The following is a 17260-nucleotide window of genomic DNA, read 5'->3' on the forward strand; positions in this document are numbered from 1 at the left end:
GAACGCCCCGCGAGTTGCGCTCGAACGCCCCGCGAGTTGGGGTGGAGGGACCGGCGGCGTCAGGCGGGGGGTTGGCGGGCGCAGCGGGGGTCGGCGGCCGGGAGCGTCAGGTCCACCAGGTAGCGCGACGCGATGTCGTCGGCGCACTTGTTGAGCCCCTGCAACGCCACCGTGTGCCCGTCGTTCTCGACGGTGAGCAGGCGGGCCTTCATCTGCTTGGCCAGCGAGACGCCGTCCTCGTACGGCGTGGCCGGATCACCCGTGGACGACACCACCAACACCGTGGGCAGGCCGGGAGCGACGACGGGTCCGGCCGCGCTCGTGGGCTCGACCGGCCAGAACGCGCACAGCTCCAACGCGCTCGACGGTCCGACGCCCGGGTCGGCGAAGGGCGCGAGCGCGTTCTGCTGCCGGCTGATGTCCAGCGCCAGCTTCGGGTCGGTGATCGGCGCCCGGTCGACGCAGGTGATGGCCTGGAAGGCCTCGATGAGATTGCCGTAGCTGCCGTCGGGCGCACGCTCGTAGTAGGCATCGGCCAGGCGCAGCAGGTTGGTGCCGTCGCCCTTGCCGACCTGCGTCAGCCCCTCGTTCATGAAGCCCCACAGCGCCTGCGAGTACAGCGCGGTGATCACGCCGGTCATCGCGTCGTTGTACCCGAGCGTGCGCCCGTCGCCGGCCGGGATCGGGGTGGTGATCAACGGCTTGAGGATGGCCTGCAGCCGGGCTGACGCACCCGCCTTGTCGGCACCGAGCCCGCAGTCGGGACGGGTGACGCAGACGGCCGCGAACCCGTCGAACGCCCGCTGGAAGCCGCGGGACTGCGTCAGGCGCGCCTGCACGGGATCCTGGGCGGGGTCGATCGCGCCGTCCAGTACGAGCGCGCGCACCTCGGTGGGGAACTGCGAGGCGAAGGTCGACCCGATCTCGGTGCCGTAGGAGTAGCCGACATAGGTCAGCTTCTGGTCACCGACGGCGCGGTAGGCCACCCGCAGGTCCCGCGCCACATCCCGGGTGCCGACTGCTGCCAGCACGTCGGTGCCGACCCGGTCGACGCAGCGCTGGGCGAACGCCTTCTCCTCCGACTCCGTCTGGGCCACCCCCGCCGGTGAGACGTCGAGATCGAGGTCGGCCCGCTCGGCGTCGACCTCGACGGTGTTCGAGCAGTCGATGGCCGGTTCGCTGGCGCCGACGCCGCGGGGGTCGAACCCGATCAGGTCGAAGCGCTTCGCCAGCTCGCTGGTGGCCAGGCCACCCGCGAGCTGCGGCAGGAACGTGACACCGGAGCCCCCCGGGCCGCCGGGGTCGGTGAACAGCGACCCGATCCGCGCGGCCGGGTCGAGCGCCTTCTGGCGCGACATGGCGATCTTGATCGTGCGCCCGTCGGGCTGCGCGTAGTCCAGCGGCACCGTGAGGAACGTGCAGTCGAACCGGGGGTCGGCGAGCGAGTCCTGACCGGCCCCGGGCGGCACGAGCGACGTGCACGGCCCCCAGGTCAGCTGCTGGGTGAGGTACTTGTCCAGCCCCGAGTCGGGCGTGGCTGCCGCGGCAGGTGCCGCTGCCAGCGCGATGGTGAGGAGTCCGGCGAGCGTGGTCGCGACGATCGCGCGGAGGAACGACACCGGGCCGATCCTTCCGTCGCGTCATGGCGTGGACAAGTGGTCCAGCCGACACCCGCCGAATGGACGAACGGCAGCGTCAGCGCCGGCGCGAGCGCCGATCCTGCGGCGGCCCGGTGCGCGGCGCCGCCGAACGCAGGTTGGGGCGCTCCATGCTCTCGTCCCAGCGGGAGTAGGCGTCGACGATGTCGGCCACCAGCCGGTGGCGCACGACGTCGGTGCTGGTGAGCACGGAGAAGTTGACGTCGTCGACGCCGTCGAGGATGTCGCGCACCACGTGCAGCCCCGAGCGCGTGCCGCCGCCGGGCAGATCGACCTGCGTGACGTCGCCGGTGACCACGATCTTGGAGCCGAACCCCAGCCGGGTGAGGAACATCTTCATCTGCTCGGGCGTGGTGTTCTGCGCCTCGTCCAGGATGATGAACGCGTCGTTGAGCGTGCGCCCACGCATGTAGGCGAGCGGGGCCACCTCGATGGTGCCGGCAGCCATCAGCTTGGGGATCGACTCGGGGTCGATCATGTCGTGCAGCGCGTCGTAGAGCGGGCGCAGGTACGGGTCGATCTTCTCGAACAGCGTGCCGGGCAGGTAGCCCAGCCGCTCCCCCGCCTCGACCGCCGGGCGCGTCAGGATGATGCGGTTGACCTGCTTGGTCTGCAGCGCCTGCACGGCCTTGGCCATGGCGAGGTAGGTCTTGCCCGTGCCGGCCGGGCCGATCCCGAAGACGATCGTGTGGTGGTCGATGGCATCGACGTAGCGCTTCTGGTTGAGAGTCTTGGGACGGATCGTCTTGCCGCGCCGGGACAGGATGTCGAGGCTCAGCACCTCGGCGGGCGACTCCCCGAGGCGGGCGCGGTCGTCGGCGCCGCCGTCGGCGAGCATCTCGACGGTGCGCCGCACGGCGTCGCTGGACACCTGCTGGCCGCGCTCGGCCAGGGTGATCAGCTCGGCGAAGACGCGCTCGGCGAACGCGACGTCGGCCGGGGTGCCGGACAGGGTGAGTTCGTTGCCACGGACGTGCACGTCGGCCTCGAGCATGTCCTCCGCGGTGCGCAGGCTCTCGTCGCGCGAACCCAGCAGCGCGAGCAGAGCGGCGTCGGGAACAGTCATGCGGGACTGGACCACGGAGGATCCAACTGAGCCGGGGTCGGTACCGGTCAAGGGGTCAGCCGCCTGCTTCCTACATCTGCTGCTGGGACGCTCGCGATGTTACCGCCATCCCCTGCGCCACGCCCGGCGATTAGACGGCGAGAGCGGCACTCATTCCGGCGACGACGAGGTCGAGGCGACGCAGGATCGAGCCCTCGAGGCCGACCTCCTCGAGCAACCGCAGCCCGGCGCGCCGCCGCCGGGGGTCCGCGCGCCCCACGGGTCGATGGCCGAGCGGGGTGGGGTCTCGCAGGGTCGCGGGCGGGCGGCGCACCGTTCGCGTGCCGTCAGCCCTGAAAACGCAGGGATCACGACCCGGGGAATCGATTGCCGAAGGAGGTGAACTCCCACACGAAGGCGAGACACGGGCGTCATCTACCGTTTACGTTCTGTCTCAGATCGCTGTGCTCCCGGGTGTGCCACCCCATTCCACCGGCCCCGGCCGACGTCACAGCACGTTGCCCGGAAGGTGAGAGATGCGCCCCCGCGCGTTCCCGTTCTGCCCCGCTGGCCCCTGCGGTGCGCGATGACCCTCGCGATCACCCGCACGAACACCACCGCGCTGCCCGCCCTGTTCCCGACGGGCGGTGCGCCCGCCGAGCGCACCCTGCTCGACGTGCTGGCCGCCACGGCGCTGGCCCACCCGAACGCCGACGCGATCGACGACGGCACCGGCGTGCTGAGCTACCGCCGCCTCACCGAGGAGATCGACGTCGTGCGCCGGCGGCTCGCCGCTGCCGGGGTCGGCGTCGGTGACCGCGTCGGTATCCGGATCCCGTCGGGCACCGCCGCGCTCTACGTCGCGATCCTCGCGGTGCTCAGCGCGGGCGCTGCCTACGTCCCGGTCGACGCCGACGACCCGGACGAGCGTGCCGACCTCGTGTTCGGCGAGGCCGGGGTCTGCGTCGTGCTCGGCGCCGACGGCGCGCTGACCACGGTGTCCGACCCGATCGGGCGTCCGGGCACGCCCGGTCCGGACGACGACGCGTGGATCATCTTCACGTCCGGTTCCACCGGCAGGCCCAAGGGTGTGGCGGTCACCCACCGCGCCGCGGCCGCGTTCGTCGACGCCGAGGCCGCGCTGTTCCTGGTCGACGAGCCGATCGGCCCGTGCGACCGCGTGCTCGCCGGGCTCTCGGTGGCCTTCGACGCCTCCTGCGAGGAGATGTGGCTGGCCTGGCGCCACGGCGCCTGCCTGGTGCCGGCTCCCCGCTCGCTCGTGCGCACCGGCGTCGACCTCGGCCCGTGGCTCGAGGCGCAGCGGATCTCCGTGGTCTCCACCGTGCCGACGCTCGCCGCGCTGTGGCCCGTCGACGCGCTCGACGAGGTCCGCCTGATGATCTTCGGCGGGGAGGCGTGCCCGCCGGAACTGGTGGAGCGCGTCGCCGTCGAGGGCCGCGAGGTGTGGAACACCTACGGCCCCACCGAGGCCACCGTCGTCGCCTGCGCCGCGCAGCTCACCGGGGAGGGCCCGGTCCGCATCGGGCTGCCGCTGCAGGGCTGGGACCTCGCGGTCATCGGTGCCGACGGCGAGCTCGTCGCGATGGGCGAGACCGGCGAGCTCGTGATCGGCGGGGTCGGCCTGGCCCGTTACCTCGACGCCGCCAAGGACGCCGAGAAGTTCGCGCCGTTGCCGGCGCTGGGCTGGGACCGCGCCTACCGCAGCGGTGACGTCGTGCGCGCCGAGGTCGAGGGCCTGCTGTTCCTGGGCCGGGCCGACGAGCAGGTCAAGCTCGGCGGCCGCCGCATCGAGCTGGGCGAGGTCGACGCCGCGATCCAGGCATTGCCCGGTGTACTGGGCTCGGCCGCCGCCGTGCGCCGCACCCGCGCCGGCAACCAGGTGCTCGTCGGCTACCTGGTGCCGGAGCAGGCGGATTTCGACACCGACGCGGCCGTCGCGCAGCTGCGCGAGACGCTGCCCGCCGCGCTCGTCCCGATGCTGGCCGTGCTCGCCGACCTGCCCACCCGGACGTCGGGCAAGGTCGATCGCGACGCGCTGCCGTGGCCGCTGCCCGCAGGCACCCACGACCCCGTGGCGGCCGGGTTGCTCACGCCAACCGAGGCCTGGCTGGCCGAGGGCTGGGCCGAGATCCTCGGTGCCACCGTCACCGACCCGGGCGCCGACTTCTTCGCCCACGGCGGTGGCAGCCTCACCGCCGCGCAGCTCGTGGCGCTGATCCGCACGCGCCACCCCCAGGTCTCGGTCAACGACCTGTACCTGAACCCGAAGCTGGGCAAGCTGGCCGCCGCGCTCGACGCGCTCAGCGCCACCCGGCGCGCGCACCGCGACATCGCGCCCACCCCGCGCGCCACCGGCTGCTGGCAGGCACTGCTGATGGCCCCGATGCTGGTACTGGTCGGCCTGCGCTGGGCCGCCGTCGCGGCCGCGCTCTCGAGCGTCGCGGCGGTCACCGGCGTGCTGGCCTGGGCGCCGACCGTGCCGTGGTGGACGCTGGTGCTGGCCTGGGTCGTGCTGTTCAGCCCGGCCGGGCGCATCGCGATCGCGGCCACCGGTGCGCGGCTGCTGCTGCGCGGCGTCCGGCCCGGCAGCTACCCGCGCGGCGGGTCGGTGCACCTGCGGCTCTGGGCGGCCACGCGGCTCGCCGAGCTCTCCGGCGCCAACGGCGTCTCCGGCGCGTCCTGGACCACCCGCTACGCCCGCGCGCTCGGCGCCCGGATCGGCAAGGACGTCGACCTGCACTCGGCACCGCCCGTCACGGGCCTGCTCAAGATCGGCCGCGGTGCGGCCGTCGAGCCGGAGGTCGACCTGTCGGGCCACTGGGTCGACGGCGATCTGGTGCACATCGGCAAGATCCGCATCGGGGCCGGGGCCCGGATCGGCTCGCGCAGCACGGTGCTGCCCGGTGTCCGGATCGGGCGGGGCACGGAGATCGCGGCCGGCTCCACGGTCCGCGGTGCCGTCCCGGCCGGGCAGCACTGGGCCGGTTCCCCCGCGGCCAAGGTCGCCAAGCACCCCCTGGCGTGGCCGTCCTCGCGGCCGCCGCGGTCGCGACGCTGGATCATCGCCTACGGCGTGACGTCCACGGTGCTGGGACTGTTCCCGGCCATCGCGGCGCTACCCGGCCTGCTGCTCATCGGCGCCGTCGTGCGCGGCACCCCCAGCGCGGGAGCCGCCGTGGCGGCCGCGCTGCCGGTCGTCCCGGTCGCGACCGTCGCCTACCTCGTGACGTACGCGCTGCTCGTGCTCGTCGCGGTGCGGTTGCTCGGCATCGGCATGGTCGAGGGCTTCCACCCGGTGCACGGGCGGATCGGCTGGCAGGTCTGGACCACCGAACGGCTGATGGGCATGGCGCGTACCGCGCTGTTCCCGCTGTACGCGAGCCTGTTCACCCCCGTGTGGCTGCGGCTGCTCGGGGCGCGGATCGGGCGCGACGTCGAGGCGTCCACCGTGATCGCGCTGCCGAAGATGACCACCGTCGCCGACGGTGCCTTCCTGGCCGACGACACCATGGTCGGCACCTACGAGCTGGCGGGCGGCTGGCTGCACGTCGCACCGTCGCGGATCGGCAAGCAGGCGTTCCTGGGCAACTCCGGCATGACGGCGGCCGGACGCTCGGTGCCCAACCGCGGCCTGGTCGGCGTGCTGTCCTCCACGCCGCGCAAGGCCAAGAAGGGCTCGTCGTGGCTCGGCCTGCCGCCGATGCCGCTGCGGCGCACCGTGCTGGTGCTCGACCCCGCAAGCGGGTCTTCGGCGTCCGACGCCGACACGAGCCGCACCTACCACCCGGGTCGCCGGCTCAAGGTGGCCCGCGGCCTGATCGAGCTGTGCCGGGTCGTGCCCGTCATGTGCACCGCGGTCCTCGCGGTGCTGGTGCTGGGCGGGGTACTCGGGATCGCCACCGCGGCCGGCCCGGTCGTCGCGGCGCTGCTCGCGGGCCCGCTGCTGCTCGCTGCGGGAATCGTCGCGGCCGCCATCGCGTCGCTCATGAAGTGGGTGCTGGTCGGGCGCTTCCGCGCCGTGGAACACCCGCTGTGGAGCTCCTTCGTCTGGCGCAACGAGCTGGCCGACACGTTCGTCGAGGTGCTGGCCGTGCCGTGGCTCGTCGGCCCGGCCAGCGGCACGCCGCTGCTCACCGGCTGGCTGCGCACGATGGGCGTGTCCGTCGGGCGTGGGGTGTGGCTGGAGACCTACTGGCTGCCGGAGTCCGATCTCGTGCACCTGGGCGACGGCGCCACGATCAACCGCGGCTGCGTGCTGCAGACACACCTGTTCCATGATCGGATCATGAGCATGGACGACGTGCGGATCGACGCGGGCGCCACGCTCGGGCCCAACGGGATCGTGCTGCCCGGCGCCAGCATCGGCGCCGCCACCACCGTGGGACCGGGCTCGCTGGTCACCCGCGGCGACGCCGTGCCCGCCGACAGCGCCTGGCTCGGGAACCCCATCTCGGCGTGGGTGTGACCAGGCAGGGCTCGGCACGTTCCACGGATCCCTACCTACCAGCGCACGGCAACGGCGGGTACCGCGTCACGCACTACGACCTCGAGCTGGACTACAAGATCGGGGCCAACCGGCTGGCCGGCCGCGCCGTCCTCACGGCGGTGGCCGGGCAGGCGCTGGCGCGGTTCAGCCTGGACCTCGCCGAGTTCAAGCTGCCCCGCGTGGCCGTCGACGGGCGGCAGGCCAAGTTCACGCTGCGGGCCGGCAAGCTGCACGTCACGCCGGCGCGGCCGATCGCGGCGGGCGCCACGTTCGTGGTCGAGATCCGCTACGTCGGCAACCCGACGCCGATCCGCGGGCGCTGGGGCGACATCGGCTGGGACGAGCTCACCGACGGCGTGCTCGTGGCGAGCCAACCCGTCGGGGCGCCGTCGTGGTTCCCGTGCAACGACCACCCGTCTGACAAGGCGGCCTACCGCATCAGCGTCACGGTCGCGGCGCCCTACACCGTGGTCGCCACCGGCGTGCTGACATCGCAGCGGCGCTCGGCCGGCGCGCGGACCTGGGTGTTCGAGCGGCCGGAGCCCACGGCGTCCTACCTGGTCAGCGTGCAGGTGGGGCGCTACGACGAGGTCGAGCTGGCGACCGGTGACGTCGTGCAGACCGCGTTTGTGCCCGCACGCCTGCGCAAGCCGTTCGCCCGCGACACGGCACGGCACGGCGCGATCATGACGACGCTCGAGTCGTTCTTCGGGCCCTACCCGTTCGGCAACTACGCGCTGGTGGTGGCCGACGACGCACTCGACGACCCCATCGAGGCCCAGGGCATGTCGATCTTCGGCGCCAACCACGTCGACGGCAGGCGCACGCACGAGCGGCTCGTCGTCCACGAGCTCGCGCACCAGTGGTTCGGCAACAGCCTCACGATCGCCGCGTGGCCCCACATCTGGCTCAACGAGGGCTTCGCGACGTACGCGGAGTGGCTGTGGTCGGAGGCGTCGGGCGGGCGCAGTGCTGCGGCGCTCGCGCAGCAGTGGCACGCGAAGGTCGCGGCGGCGCCCGCCGACCTGGTGATCGCCGATCCGGGCATCGGGCGGCTGTTCGACGAGCGCGTCTACAAGCGCGGAGCGCTCACCCTGCACGCGCTGCGGCGCACCATCGGGGACGTGTCGTTCTTCGCGTTGCTGCAGGACTGGACCGCGCTGCACCGCCACTCGACGGTCACCACCGACCAGTTCGAGGCCGTGGCGGCCACGCATGCCGGGGGCGACCTGTCAGGTCTGTTCCAGAGCTGGCTGCGCAGGCGGGCCCTTCCCGCCCTGCCCCGCTGACCTGTTTCGGCGTTTCACGCGGCTTGTGCGGTCGCGGCTCGATCGGGTGGTTAATCTCCTGTGCCGAGCACGCACCGAACGGGAGCGCGACCACGTGAACCACGAGCAGTACCTGGGACTGCGCCGCTTCCCCGCGCTCGACGGGCTGCGCGCCGTCGCGGCGGCCATGGTCGTGTTCTTCCACTTCGGCGGCCCGAGCTGGGAGCGCCTGTACGGGTGGATCGGGGTGCACATCTTCTTCGTGCTGTCCGGCTTCCTCATCACGACGCTGGCGCTGCGCGAGGAGTCCCGCAACGGGCGGCTGTCGATCAAGAACTTCTGGAAGCGGCGGATCGCGCGCATCCTGCCCGCCTACTACGTGGTGCTGGCCGTCGTCGCCGGGGTTGCTCTCGCCCGCGGCGAGTACGCGGGCGGGTTGGGCGAGGTCATGCTGCGCTACCTCACGCTCAACGGCGAGTTCGTCGGGCCGGACGCCCCGCAGAGCCAGCTGTGGACCATCGGGATCGAGCAGAAGTTCTACCTGGTCTGGCCGGTGCTCGGCTTCGCCGCGGTGCTGACCGCGGCCCGGCGCGCCGCGGCCGGGATCGTGCTGCTGGCCGCACTGCTGGGGCTGGCGGCGACGATGCCGGTGCTCGTCAGCTACATCCCCATCACCCTGGGCTGCCTGGTGGCCGTCCTGCTGCACGACCCCCGCGGGTTCCGCGCGGTCTCCTGGCTGACGCGCCCGCTCGGCGCCACGATCGTCGCGCTGGTGTTCGTCGCTGGCCACCTCGCGCTGCCGATCGGGTCGCGCGTGCTCGGGCCGGGCGGGCCCGTGATCATCGCCTACGCGGTGCTGGTGGCGGTGCTGGTCGTCTCGCTGGTGGGCCGTGGCCCGGTGGGCTGGGTGCTCGCCCGCCGGCCGCTGACGTTCGTCGGGGATCGCTCGTACTCGCTCTACCTGGTGCAGGCGCTGGCCGGGCTCGTCGTCGCGGCCACGATCCCGGCGCTGGGGGTGCACCGCACCGTCACCGCCGTCGTCGTGCTGGCCGTGGCGCTGCTGATGGCCGACCTCATGTACCGGTGGGTGGAGCAGCCCGCCATCGCGCTGGGACGGCGGTGGGTGGCGGCGCCGCAGCGGCGAACCGAGGAGTCCCGGCCTGCGGTGGCGGCTCCGATCGCGGCGTAGGAGGCGGTCCGGCGCCCCCGCCTTGCCCGCCTTGCAGGAAAGCCACTTTCCTGCAACGTCGTTGCGGGAAAGTGGCTTTCCTGCAACGGGACGAGCTACCCCGCCCCGCCGGCCAGCACCCGGGCGATCGCCACCATCGACGCCGTCAGCTCGGCCAGGGAGCGCCCCTCGTCGTGGCGCCAGTGCCGCACCTGCTCGGCTGTCATCGCGGCGAGCAGCGCGTCGGCGCGCAGGTCGGCGTCCGGGGCACCGGCCGCGGCCAGCAGGATCGCGCAGTGCTGGCGCCACAACCTGTGCGAGCCGGTGCGCAGGCGGGCGCCCGCGCTCGCGGTCTGTGACATCGCGACGACGTCGAGGTGGGCGTCGACGTAGGCCAGGTAGGCGATCGTGAACGCCGCGAGCCGGTCCAGCGGCGCGGCGCCGGGGCCCAGCGGCGGCGGCCCGCTCAGCAGCGCTTCCTGCAGCGCCGACTCGCGCTCGTCGAGCAGCGCCGCGGCCAGCCCGGACTTGTCGCCGAACCGCCGGTAGAGCGTGCCCTTGCCGACGCCCGCGGCGGCCGCGACGTCGTCCATGCTCACGGCCGCAACGCCGCGGGCGCCGAAGAGCTCGGCTGCGGCGGCCACCACCTTGAGCCGGTTGCGCGCCGCGTCGGCACGCTCCCTCGGCACGCCGCCCGTCAGCAGTGGCAGCTCTCTCACAAGCGGGGACCCTAGCCGCTTGCCTTAAACGGACTGCAGTCCGTATCGTCGACGGCGTGAACCTCGATACCGTCAGGACCTACGGCGCCGCCGAGCACTGGCTCGCCGTGCTGGTCACGCTCCGCCCCAACGGGCAGCCGTCGACCAGCGTCGTGAATGCCGGCGTGCTGCCCCATCCCGTCACCGGCGCCGACTCGATCGCGTTCGTGGCCCGCGGCGCCACCGCCAAGCTCACCAACCTGCGCCGTGACCCGCACGCGACGCTCGTGTTCCGCTCGGGCTGGGAGTGGGTCGCAGTCCGCGGCACCGTCGAGCTCGCCGGGCCCGACGACCCGCTCCCGGGTCTCGCCGACCTGCCCGCGCTGCTACGCGACGTCTACGTCGCCGCCGGCGGGGTGCACCCCGACCTGGCCGCCTACGACCGCGAGATGGCCACCGACCGGCGCACCGCCGTGCTGCTGGCACCCGAACGCTTCACCACCAACCCGCCCGGCACCGAGCACCAGGAGAGCGCGTGATCACCATCGAGGTCTGGTCGGACCTGCTGTGCCCCTTCTCCTACGTCGCCGTCCTGCGGCTGCGCCGGGCCCGGGCCCGCCTCGGCCTGGACGCGCAGGTCCGGCTCGAGCACCACACGTTCCCGCTGGAGCTGTTCGACGGGCCGCACCCACGCCGGGGCACCGACACCGAGGCCGTCGCGCTCGGCGCCATCGAACCGGAAGCGGCGTTCCGCGTCTGGACGGCGCCCGACGACCAGTACCCGCACACCGTGCTGCTGGCGGCCGAGGCCGTGCACGCGGCGTCCGCGCAGAGCCCGGTGGCCGGCGAGGACCTCGACCTCGCGCTGCGCCGCGCCTTCTGGACGGACTCGCGCTCGATCAGCCACCGGCAGGTGATCCTCGACGTGGCCGCCACGGTGCCGGCCGTCGACGTCGACGAGTTGGCGACGGCGCTCGACAGCGGGACGTTCCGGTCGGCGATCACGGCCGACTGGGCCGTCGCGCGCACCGACGCGATCCCGGCCAGCCCCACCCTCCGGTTCGCCGACGGCACCACCATCAGCAACCCCGGCATCGCGGTGCACTGGGACGGGCCGTGGGCATCCGGGTTCCCGGTGGTCGACGCCGACGACATCACCGTCTACGACGCGCTGCTGACACGATGATCCCCGACCGCGCGATCCTGGAGCGGGTCGTGGTCGGCGTGCTGGACACCAACTGCTGGATCCTGCGGGCCGAGAACGATCAACGCGCGCTGGTGGTGGACCCCGGCGACGACCCCGCGGCGATCATGGCTGCGGCCCGCGGACTCGATGTCGAGGCGATCCTGCTGACCCACGCCCACTTCGACCACGTGCTGGCCGCACCCGCGCTGAGCGCGGCGTGGCAGGTGCCGGTGCTGGCCCATCCCGCCGACGCTCCCGTCTGGCCCGACGAGCTCGACGTCGTGCGCCGCACGGGCTACTGGGACGCCGGCACGGCCACGGCGGAGCTGCTCGCCCGCGACCCGGATCGGCTGCTGCCGCCGCCCGGGCCGCCGTGGGACGGGCGCACCACGCCCGTCGCCGACGGCGAGGTGCTGCCGATCGGCTCGCTGGCGGTGCAGGTGCTGCACACCCCGGGCCACTCCCCCGGTGGCGTCAGCCTGGTCGTCGACGGGCACGTGCTCACCGGCGACACGCTGTTTCCCGGTGGTCCGGGCCTCACCGGGACCCGGCTGTCGGACTTCCCGACGATCATCCGATCGGTCCGCACCCTGCTCGACCTGCCGCCGTCGACGATCGTGCATCCCGGCCACGGCGCCGACACCACGGTCGGTGCCGAGCGGCCACACCTGCACGAGTGGATCACCCGCGGCTGGTAGCGCTCAGCGGATCAGCGCCTGTACCTCGCGGAACTTCGGGTGCAGCGAATCGCGCAGCCACTCGAACAGCACCATCTCGGTGGTCACGATCTCGGCGCCGTGGCGACGGGCGCGATCGATCGCCGCCGCCGCGTTCGACGAGACGCGCGACCCGATCGCGTCGGCGACCAGCAGCACCCGGTGGCGTGCCGCGAGCAGGCCGAGCACCGTCTGCAGCACGCAGACGTGCGCCTCGCACCCGGCCACCACGATCTCCTCGGTGCGCGGCGGCAGCAGGGTGGCGAAGCCGGGATCGGCGGTGGCGCCGAACGCCGTCTTGGCCATCACGAGCTGCGGGAACCCGGCCAGCTCGTCGACCGTGTTGCCGAGGCCTGCCGGGTTCTGCTCGGTGGCGCACGTCGGGACGTCGAGCAGCTGCGCCGCGCGGGCCAGCCGCACGGCGTTGGCCACCACGGCAGCACCGTCGTGGATGGCCGGCATCAGGCGCTGCTGGAAGTCGATCAGCAGCAGCGCGGATCCTTCGGCGGTCACCAGCACGTCGCGGAGGTTATCGCCAGTCCACGCCGAACGCCCGCGCCGGGTTGTCGACGAACACCGCGGCGGCCACGTCCGCCCCCAGCGTCTCGGCGAGCCGGGGACGCAACGCGGTGAGCAGGAACGGCATCCCGGGGCCGCCGCACGTCGACCGTGCGACAGCGGTGGTGGTGTCACCACCGAGCAGGACCTGGCCGGCGTGTCCGTGCTCGACGACGTCGGCGAGCAGGTCGAACAGGCGCCAGTCGGTGGCGTGGTTGGCCCGCGACGGACCGTCGAAGGCGAGGAACGCACCGGCGTCGGCGGCCGCGCGGATCGGGTACAGGTCCGGCGAGCGGTTCAGGTGCCCGAGCACCAGCCGGGCCGGCGGCACGCGCAGCTCGTGGCAGAGCAGCCCCACCACGTCCAGGACGGCCGTGCCGTGTTCGAGGTGCACGCCGATCGGCGCGCCGGTGCGGTGGTGCGCCTCGGCGGCGGCCTCCATCGTCAGCCGGGCGTGGTCATCGATGCCGTGGAAGCCGCCAGCCACCTTGATCATGCCGGCGCGCACCGGGCCGCCGTGGATCCCGGTGGTCAGCTCGGCGGTGAACAGGTCGGCGAGCCGGTCGGGCACCGGGCGCTCCCCAAGGTGTGCCCGCTGGTGCAGGCCGGTGGCGGCGATGATGTGCACCCCGCTCGCGCGCGACACCTCGGGCAGCGCGTCGACGCGGCGACCCAGACCGAACGGCGTCCACTGCACGATCGTGGCGCCACCCTCGCCGCGGAAGCGTCGGGCCTCCGCTATGGCGGCCGCCACGTCGTCGAGCTCCTGGCCCGGCAGCAGCGCGCTGCGCAGGAACAGGTGGTCGTGGGCGTCGATGGTCCCGAGCTCGGCGACGGGGACGTCGCCGAGCACGGTGCGCGCCGCGGTCACGCCAGCGCACCGGCGGCGACCCGCAGGCCGGCCAGTGCCTTCGGGATCCCGATGTAGGGCGCGAGGTGCACGAAGACCTCCACGACCTCGGGCGCGGTGAGCCCGACCCGCAGGCTGGTGCGGACATGCCCGGCCAGCTGCGGATCGACGCCGCCCAGCGCCGTGAGCGCTCCCAGGTTGACGAGTTGACGGTCGCGCAGCGACAGCCCCTCGCGCTGGTAGGTGCCGCCGAAGAGGCTGGTCACGATCCAGTCGAAGAAGCCGGGCGCGATCGCCTCCAGATCCGCCTCCAGCCCCCGCCGGGAGCGCTCGTCCTGCAGTTGCGCGAGCAACCGGTAACCCCGGTCGCGGTCGTCGTCCATCAAGCCCTCCTTTGTAACGCCCATCCCGTTACCAGGACTGTAACGGCATACCCGTTACACTCGTCAAGTGGACGACTTCCGGTTCGACTGCGGAGCCACCTGGCTCAACCTCCTGGCGACGCGCGGGCGCAGCTTCAGCGACCACCCCGAGGAGCGGCTGGCCTCCGCAGCGCGGCTCGACGAGTGGCTCGCGCGCAGCGACCTGCAACCGGCCCGCGCGGCGACCGACGTCGACCTCGAACAGGCCCGCGACGTCCGGGAGGCCCTGCGCGCGCTCGCGTTCCCGACGATGCTCGACGAACCGGCACCCCCAGCGGCGGTGACGACGCTGAACGCGCTGCTCGCCGCGCACCACGACCCGGTGGTGCTCGTGGCCGGAGAGCCGTTGCGCCGCGAGCCGCCTGCGACGGTGGCGGCGGCGCTCGCCCGGATCACCCGCCACGCCCTGGAGCAGCTGACCGGACCGGAGCGCCACGCGCTGGTGGTCTGCGGCGAGCAGGACTGCCGCGGGATCTTCCTCGACCCGGCGGGGCGGCGGCGCTGGTGCCCGGCCCCGGCCTGTGCGAGCCGGGGACGGGTGCGGGCGTTGCGGGCGCGGCGGAAGGCGGAGGGGTAGAGCACAGCGGGGTTGCAGGAGAGTGGGTGATGGCCTTCGGAGGGGACTCGGGTGCGGATCTCCTTCGCTGGGTCGCACCCGGCCCCCTGGCCGGCCTGACCTGCAGGAAAGCCACTTTGCCGCAACGACGTTGCAGGAAAGTGGCTTTCCTGCAACGAGGGCACCGCGGCCGAGGACCCCGCAGCTCAGTGCCCCTTGAACGCCTCCGCCAACCACCACGCCCCACCGTCGGAGGCGATCTTGGCGTCCACCAGCAACGGCTTGTCGCGCGGCCCCGCCACCCACGCCGAGACGCCCGCCAGGTCGGCCGGCGTCCGCACCGTGACGGCGTCGAAGCCGTAGCCGCGCCCGATCGCCGCGATGTCGGTGTCGGGGAACTTCACCGTCGTGAGGTCGCCGTCGACGAAGTGGTGCACCTCGGCGCCGTAGCCGCGGTCGTTGTAGACGATCACCGCCATCGACAGGCCCAGCCGCACCACCGTCTCCAGCTCCGCGGCCGCCATCAGCGCGCCGCCGTCGCCCAGCGCCGCCACGGCCAGCCGGTCGGGGCGCGCCACCGCCGCCCCGATCGCCGTGGCCAGCCCCAGCCCGATCGACTGGAAGCCCTGGGTGAACGACGAGCCCTGCTCATCGGGCACGCGCAGGTAGGCCATCGGGTAGCCGGCGAAGTTGCCGGAGTCGACGGCCACCACCCGCTCGGCCGGCAGCAGGTCGTCCAGCGCGACCGACAGCGTCCGCGGGTCGATGCCGTCGGGCCCGGTGATGTCCTCGTGCGGCACGTCGCGCCAGCGCACCCGCTTCGCGATCGCGTCGTGCACGTCGGCCGTGCGGTAGCGGGTACGCCGCCGCGGGAACTCGGCCAGCGTGTCGGCAGCCGTCGCGGCGACGTCGCCCAGCACGCCCAGATCCACCCGGCGGTGCGCGCCGATCGCGTCGGCGTCGTCGTCGACCTGCACCACCTTGGCGTCCGGGCCGATCAGCGCACCGTGGCGCATCGTCCACATGTTCAGCGCGCAGCCCCACCCGACGACGAGGTCGGCGCCGCTGATCAGCTCGGCCGCCAGCGGCGACGCGAACCCGCCCGAGACACCGAGGGACCACTCGTCGTCGTGGAACAGCCCGTTCGCGACGGCCGAGGTCGCGACCAGCGCTCCGACCGCCGACGCCAGCGACCGCAGCTCCTCCCGCGCGTGCAGCGCGCCGCGGCCCGCCACGAACACCGGACGCTGCGACGCGTGGATCAGCGCGGCCAGCTCCGCCACCGCGTCGGCACCCGGGCGGACCGGGTGCAGTGCGGGCACCGCAGGCACCGTCCACCCGCCCGGCGCCGGCGCCGCCTGGACGTCGAGGGGCAGGTTGAGCACCACCGTGCGGCGCTGCTGCACGGCCGTGCGGAACGCCCGCACCGTGTCCGTGAGCGCCGTGGCAGGCGAGTGCACCCGGTCGGACACCGCGCCGACGGCGGTGACCAGCGCGGACTGGTCGATCCGGAAGTTCGAGCGCACCGCGCCCGCACCCGTCTCCGCCGCCAGCACGATCAGCGGCGTGCGGCTCTTCGCCGCCTCCGTGATGCCGGTCATCGCGTTGGTGAGCCCGCAGCCCTGGTGCACCGACAGCACGCCGACCCGGCCGCTGATCCGCGCGTACGCGTCGGCAATCGTCGCCGCGCCACCCTCGTGGCGCGTCGCCGTGAACGCGACGCCGCCGTCGCGCAGCGCGTTGGTCACGTGGAAGTTGCCGCTGCCCACCACCCCGAACGCGTGCCCGACGCCCAGCGCCGCGAGCGTGCGGCCCACCAGCTCCGCGATGGTTCCCATCAGCGCTCCACCAGCGCCAGCACCCGCGCCGGGCTGCCCGACCCGCCGACGATCGGCAGCGGTCCGCTGATCACCACCGAGCCCGTGACGGGCAGCCGGGCCAGGTTCTGCAGCTGCGTGAGCCCGTACTTGCCGGCGCCGAGCAGGAACGAGTGGCACGGGAACGGCGGGTCGAACGAGTGCGCGGCCCCGGCGTCGGTGCCGACGGTCTCCACCCCGACCCCTCGGATCGGGGCCTCGTCGGCCAGCCACCGCGCGCACTCCACGGAGATCCCCGGGCTGGCACCGCCGTTGCGGAAGGCCTCGGCGTCCTCGCTGCGCGCGTCCCAGCCGGTGCGGTAGAGCAGCCACCCGCCATCGGGCAACGGGCCGTGTTCGGCCTCCCAGGCCAGGACGTGGTCGATCTCGAGCAGGAAGTCGGGGTCGGCGGCGCTCTGCTCGGCGAAGTCGAGCACCACCGCGGGGGCGATCAAGCGTTCGGGCGCCACCTGGGAGACGTCCTCGCCGTCCTTGCCGGTGATCCAGTGCACCGGCACGTCGAAATGCGTACCGGTGTGCTCGGAGGTGTGGATGTCGTTCCAGTACCAGGCCGGGCCGCGCTCGTCGTAGCGGCTGATCTCGGTGAGCGAGAACGGCGACGCGTTGGCGAACGGGGGTGGCAGCTGCAGGATCGGGGTGCCGCTGTGCAGCGGGGCGGTCAGGTCGATGACCTCCACGCGGTGGGAGCGCAGTGCATCCAGCAACTCGGCCAGCACGGACATGCAGTGCTCCTCGCAAGCTCGACGACGAT

16 protein-coding genes are annotated in these 17260 nt (G+C 73.3%); 7 read left to right on the forward strand and 9 right to left on the reverse strand.

Annotated features, from left to right (window positions below; all coding sequences use genetic code 11):
• Positions 1–59: 59 nt before the first annotated feature.
• From ACFPFQ_RS01395 to ACFPFQ_RS01405, 3 genes are all read right to left on the reverse strand, one after another.
• Positions 60–1619: an alpha/beta hydrolase gene (locus tag ACFPFQ_RS01395; protein WP_379613848.1), complete on the reverse strand. Its 1560-nt coding sequence runs from the start codon at positions 1617–1619 to the stop codon at positions 60–62.
• A 76-nt stretch (positions 1620–1695) separates the two neighbouring features.
• The gene (locus ACFPFQ_RS01400; RefSeq protein ID WP_379613850.1) at positions 1696–2724 is read right to left on the reverse strand and encodes a PhoH family protein; all 1029 of its coding nucleotides are present in this window, start codon (positions 2722–2724) and stop codon (positions 1696–1698) included.
• 130 nt (positions 2725–2854) lie between these two features.
• Complete coding sequence (locus tag ACFPFQ_RS01405; RefSeq protein ID WP_379613852.1) at positions 2855–2983, reverse strand: hypothetical protein; 129 nt, start codon at positions 2981–2983, stop codon at positions 2855–2857.
• A gap of 306 nt (positions 2984–3289) precedes the next feature.
• Between ACFPFQ_RS01405 and ACFPFQ_RS01410 the strand changes: the two genes are divergently transcribed.
• The 3 genes from ACFPFQ_RS01410 to ACFPFQ_RS01420 all read left to right on the forward strand — a co-directional run bounded on the left by ACFPFQ_RS01410 (position 3290) and on the right by ACFPFQ_RS01420 (position 9667).
• Positions 3290–7189, forward strand: a complete 3900-nt coding sequence (locus tag ACFPFQ_RS01410) for a Pls/PosA family non-ribosomal peptide synthetase (protein WP_379613854.1) — start codon at positions 3290–3292, stop codon at positions 7187–7189.
• Positions 7180–8499 (forward strand): M1 family metallopeptidase, encoded by a 1320-nt coding sequence (locus ACFPFQ_RS01415; RefSeq protein WP_379613856.1) that lies wholly within the window; start codon positions 7180–7182, stop codon positions 8497–8499. The genes ACFPFQ_RS01410 and ACFPFQ_RS01415 overlap by 10 nt, the downstream gene beginning before the upstream one ends.
• 94 nt (positions 8500–8593) lie before the next feature.
• Positions 8594–9667, forward strand: coding sequence for an acyltransferase family protein (locus tag ACFPFQ_RS01420; RefSeq protein WP_379613858.1), 1074 nt, complete (start codon positions 8594–8596; stop codon positions 9665–9667).
• A gap of 95 nt (positions 9668–9762) precedes the next feature.
• Here ACFPFQ_RS01420 and ACFPFQ_RS01425 read toward each other — a convergent pair whose 3' ends face one another.
• A complete protein-coding gene (locus tag ACFPFQ_RS01425; protein WP_379614315.1) occupies positions 9763–10356 on the reverse strand; it encodes a TetR/AcrR family transcriptional regulator in 594 nt (197 codons plus the stop codon).
• Between the two features lie 65 nt (positions 10357–10421).
• On the opposite strand from ACFPFQ_RS01425, the gene ACFPFQ_RS01430 reads away from it, so the two are divergent.
• From ACFPFQ_RS01430 to ACFPFQ_RS01440, 3 genes are read left to right on the forward strand one after another with little or no spacing between them, the layout of a single operon-like run.
• On the forward strand, positions 10422–10883 hold the full coding sequence (locus ACFPFQ_RS01430; protein ID WP_379613860.1) for a TIGR03618 family F420-dependent PPOX class oxidoreductase: 462 nt from the start codon (positions 10422–10424) through the stop codon (positions 10881–10883).
• Entirely contained in the window at positions 10880–11530 is a 651-nt protein-coding gene (locus tag ACFPFQ_RS01435; protein WP_379613862.1) for a DsbA family oxidoreductase, read from the forward strand. Before ACFPFQ_RS01430 ends, ACFPFQ_RS01435 begins: the two co-directional genes overlap by 4 nt.
• Entirely contained in the window at positions 11527–12228 is a 702-nt protein-coding gene (locus ACFPFQ_RS01440) for an MBL fold metallo-hydrolase (protein ID WP_379613864.1), read from the forward strand. Before ACFPFQ_RS01435 ends, ACFPFQ_RS01440 begins: the two co-directional genes overlap by 4 nt.
• Positions 12229–12231: 3 nt before the next feature.
• Here ACFPFQ_RS01440 and ACFPFQ_RS01445 read toward each other — a convergent pair whose 3' ends face one another.
• The 3 genes from ACFPFQ_RS01445 to ACFPFQ_RS01455 are packed head-to-tail and all read right to left on the reverse strand — an operon-like array spanning position 12232 to position 14037.
• Positions 12232–12765, reverse strand: coding sequence for an isochorismatase family protein (locus ACFPFQ_RS01445; protein WP_379613866.1), 534 nt, complete (start codon positions 12763–12765; stop codon positions 12232–12234).
• A gap of 10 nt (positions 12766–12775) precedes the next feature.
• Entirely contained in the window at positions 12776–13675 is a 900-nt protein-coding gene (locus ACFPFQ_RS01450) for a phosphotriesterase family protein (RefSeq protein ID WP_379613868.1), read from the reverse strand.
• On the reverse strand, positions 13672–14037 hold the full coding sequence (locus ACFPFQ_RS01455) for a carboxymuconolactone decarboxylase family protein (RefSeq protein ID WP_379613870.1): 366 nt from the start codon (positions 14035–14037) through the stop codon (positions 13672–13674). Before ACFPFQ_RS01455 ends, ACFPFQ_RS01450 begins: the two co-directional genes overlap by 4 nt.
• Positions 14038–14104: 67 nt before the next feature.
• On the opposite strand from ACFPFQ_RS01455, the gene ACFPFQ_RS01460 reads away from it, so the two are divergent.
• Positions 14105–14653, forward strand: a complete 549-nt coding sequence (locus ACFPFQ_RS01460) for a CGNR zinc finger domain-containing protein (protein ID WP_379613872.1) — start codon at positions 14105–14107, stop codon at positions 14651–14653.
• 185 nt (positions 14654–14838) lie between these two features.
• Here ACFPFQ_RS01460 and ACFPFQ_RS01465 read toward each other — a convergent pair whose 3' ends face one another.
• Both ACFPFQ_RS01465 and ACFPFQ_RS01470 read right to left on the reverse strand, forming a co-directional pair.
• The gene (locus ACFPFQ_RS01465; protein WP_379613874.1) at positions 14839–16470 is read right to left on the reverse strand and encodes a thiamine pyrophosphate-binding protein; all 1632 of its coding nucleotides are present in this window, start codon (positions 16468–16470) and stop codon (positions 14839–14841) included.
• Positions 16470–17231, reverse strand: coding sequence for a cyclase family protein (locus tag ACFPFQ_RS01470; protein ID WP_379613876.1), 762 nt, complete (start codon positions 17229–17231; stop codon positions 16470–16472). Before ACFPFQ_RS01470 ends, ACFPFQ_RS01465 begins: the two co-directional genes overlap by 1 nt.
• Positions 17232–17260: the final 29 nt, after the last annotated feature.

This window comes from Pseudonocardia sp. GCM10023141 (assembly GCF_042653605.1).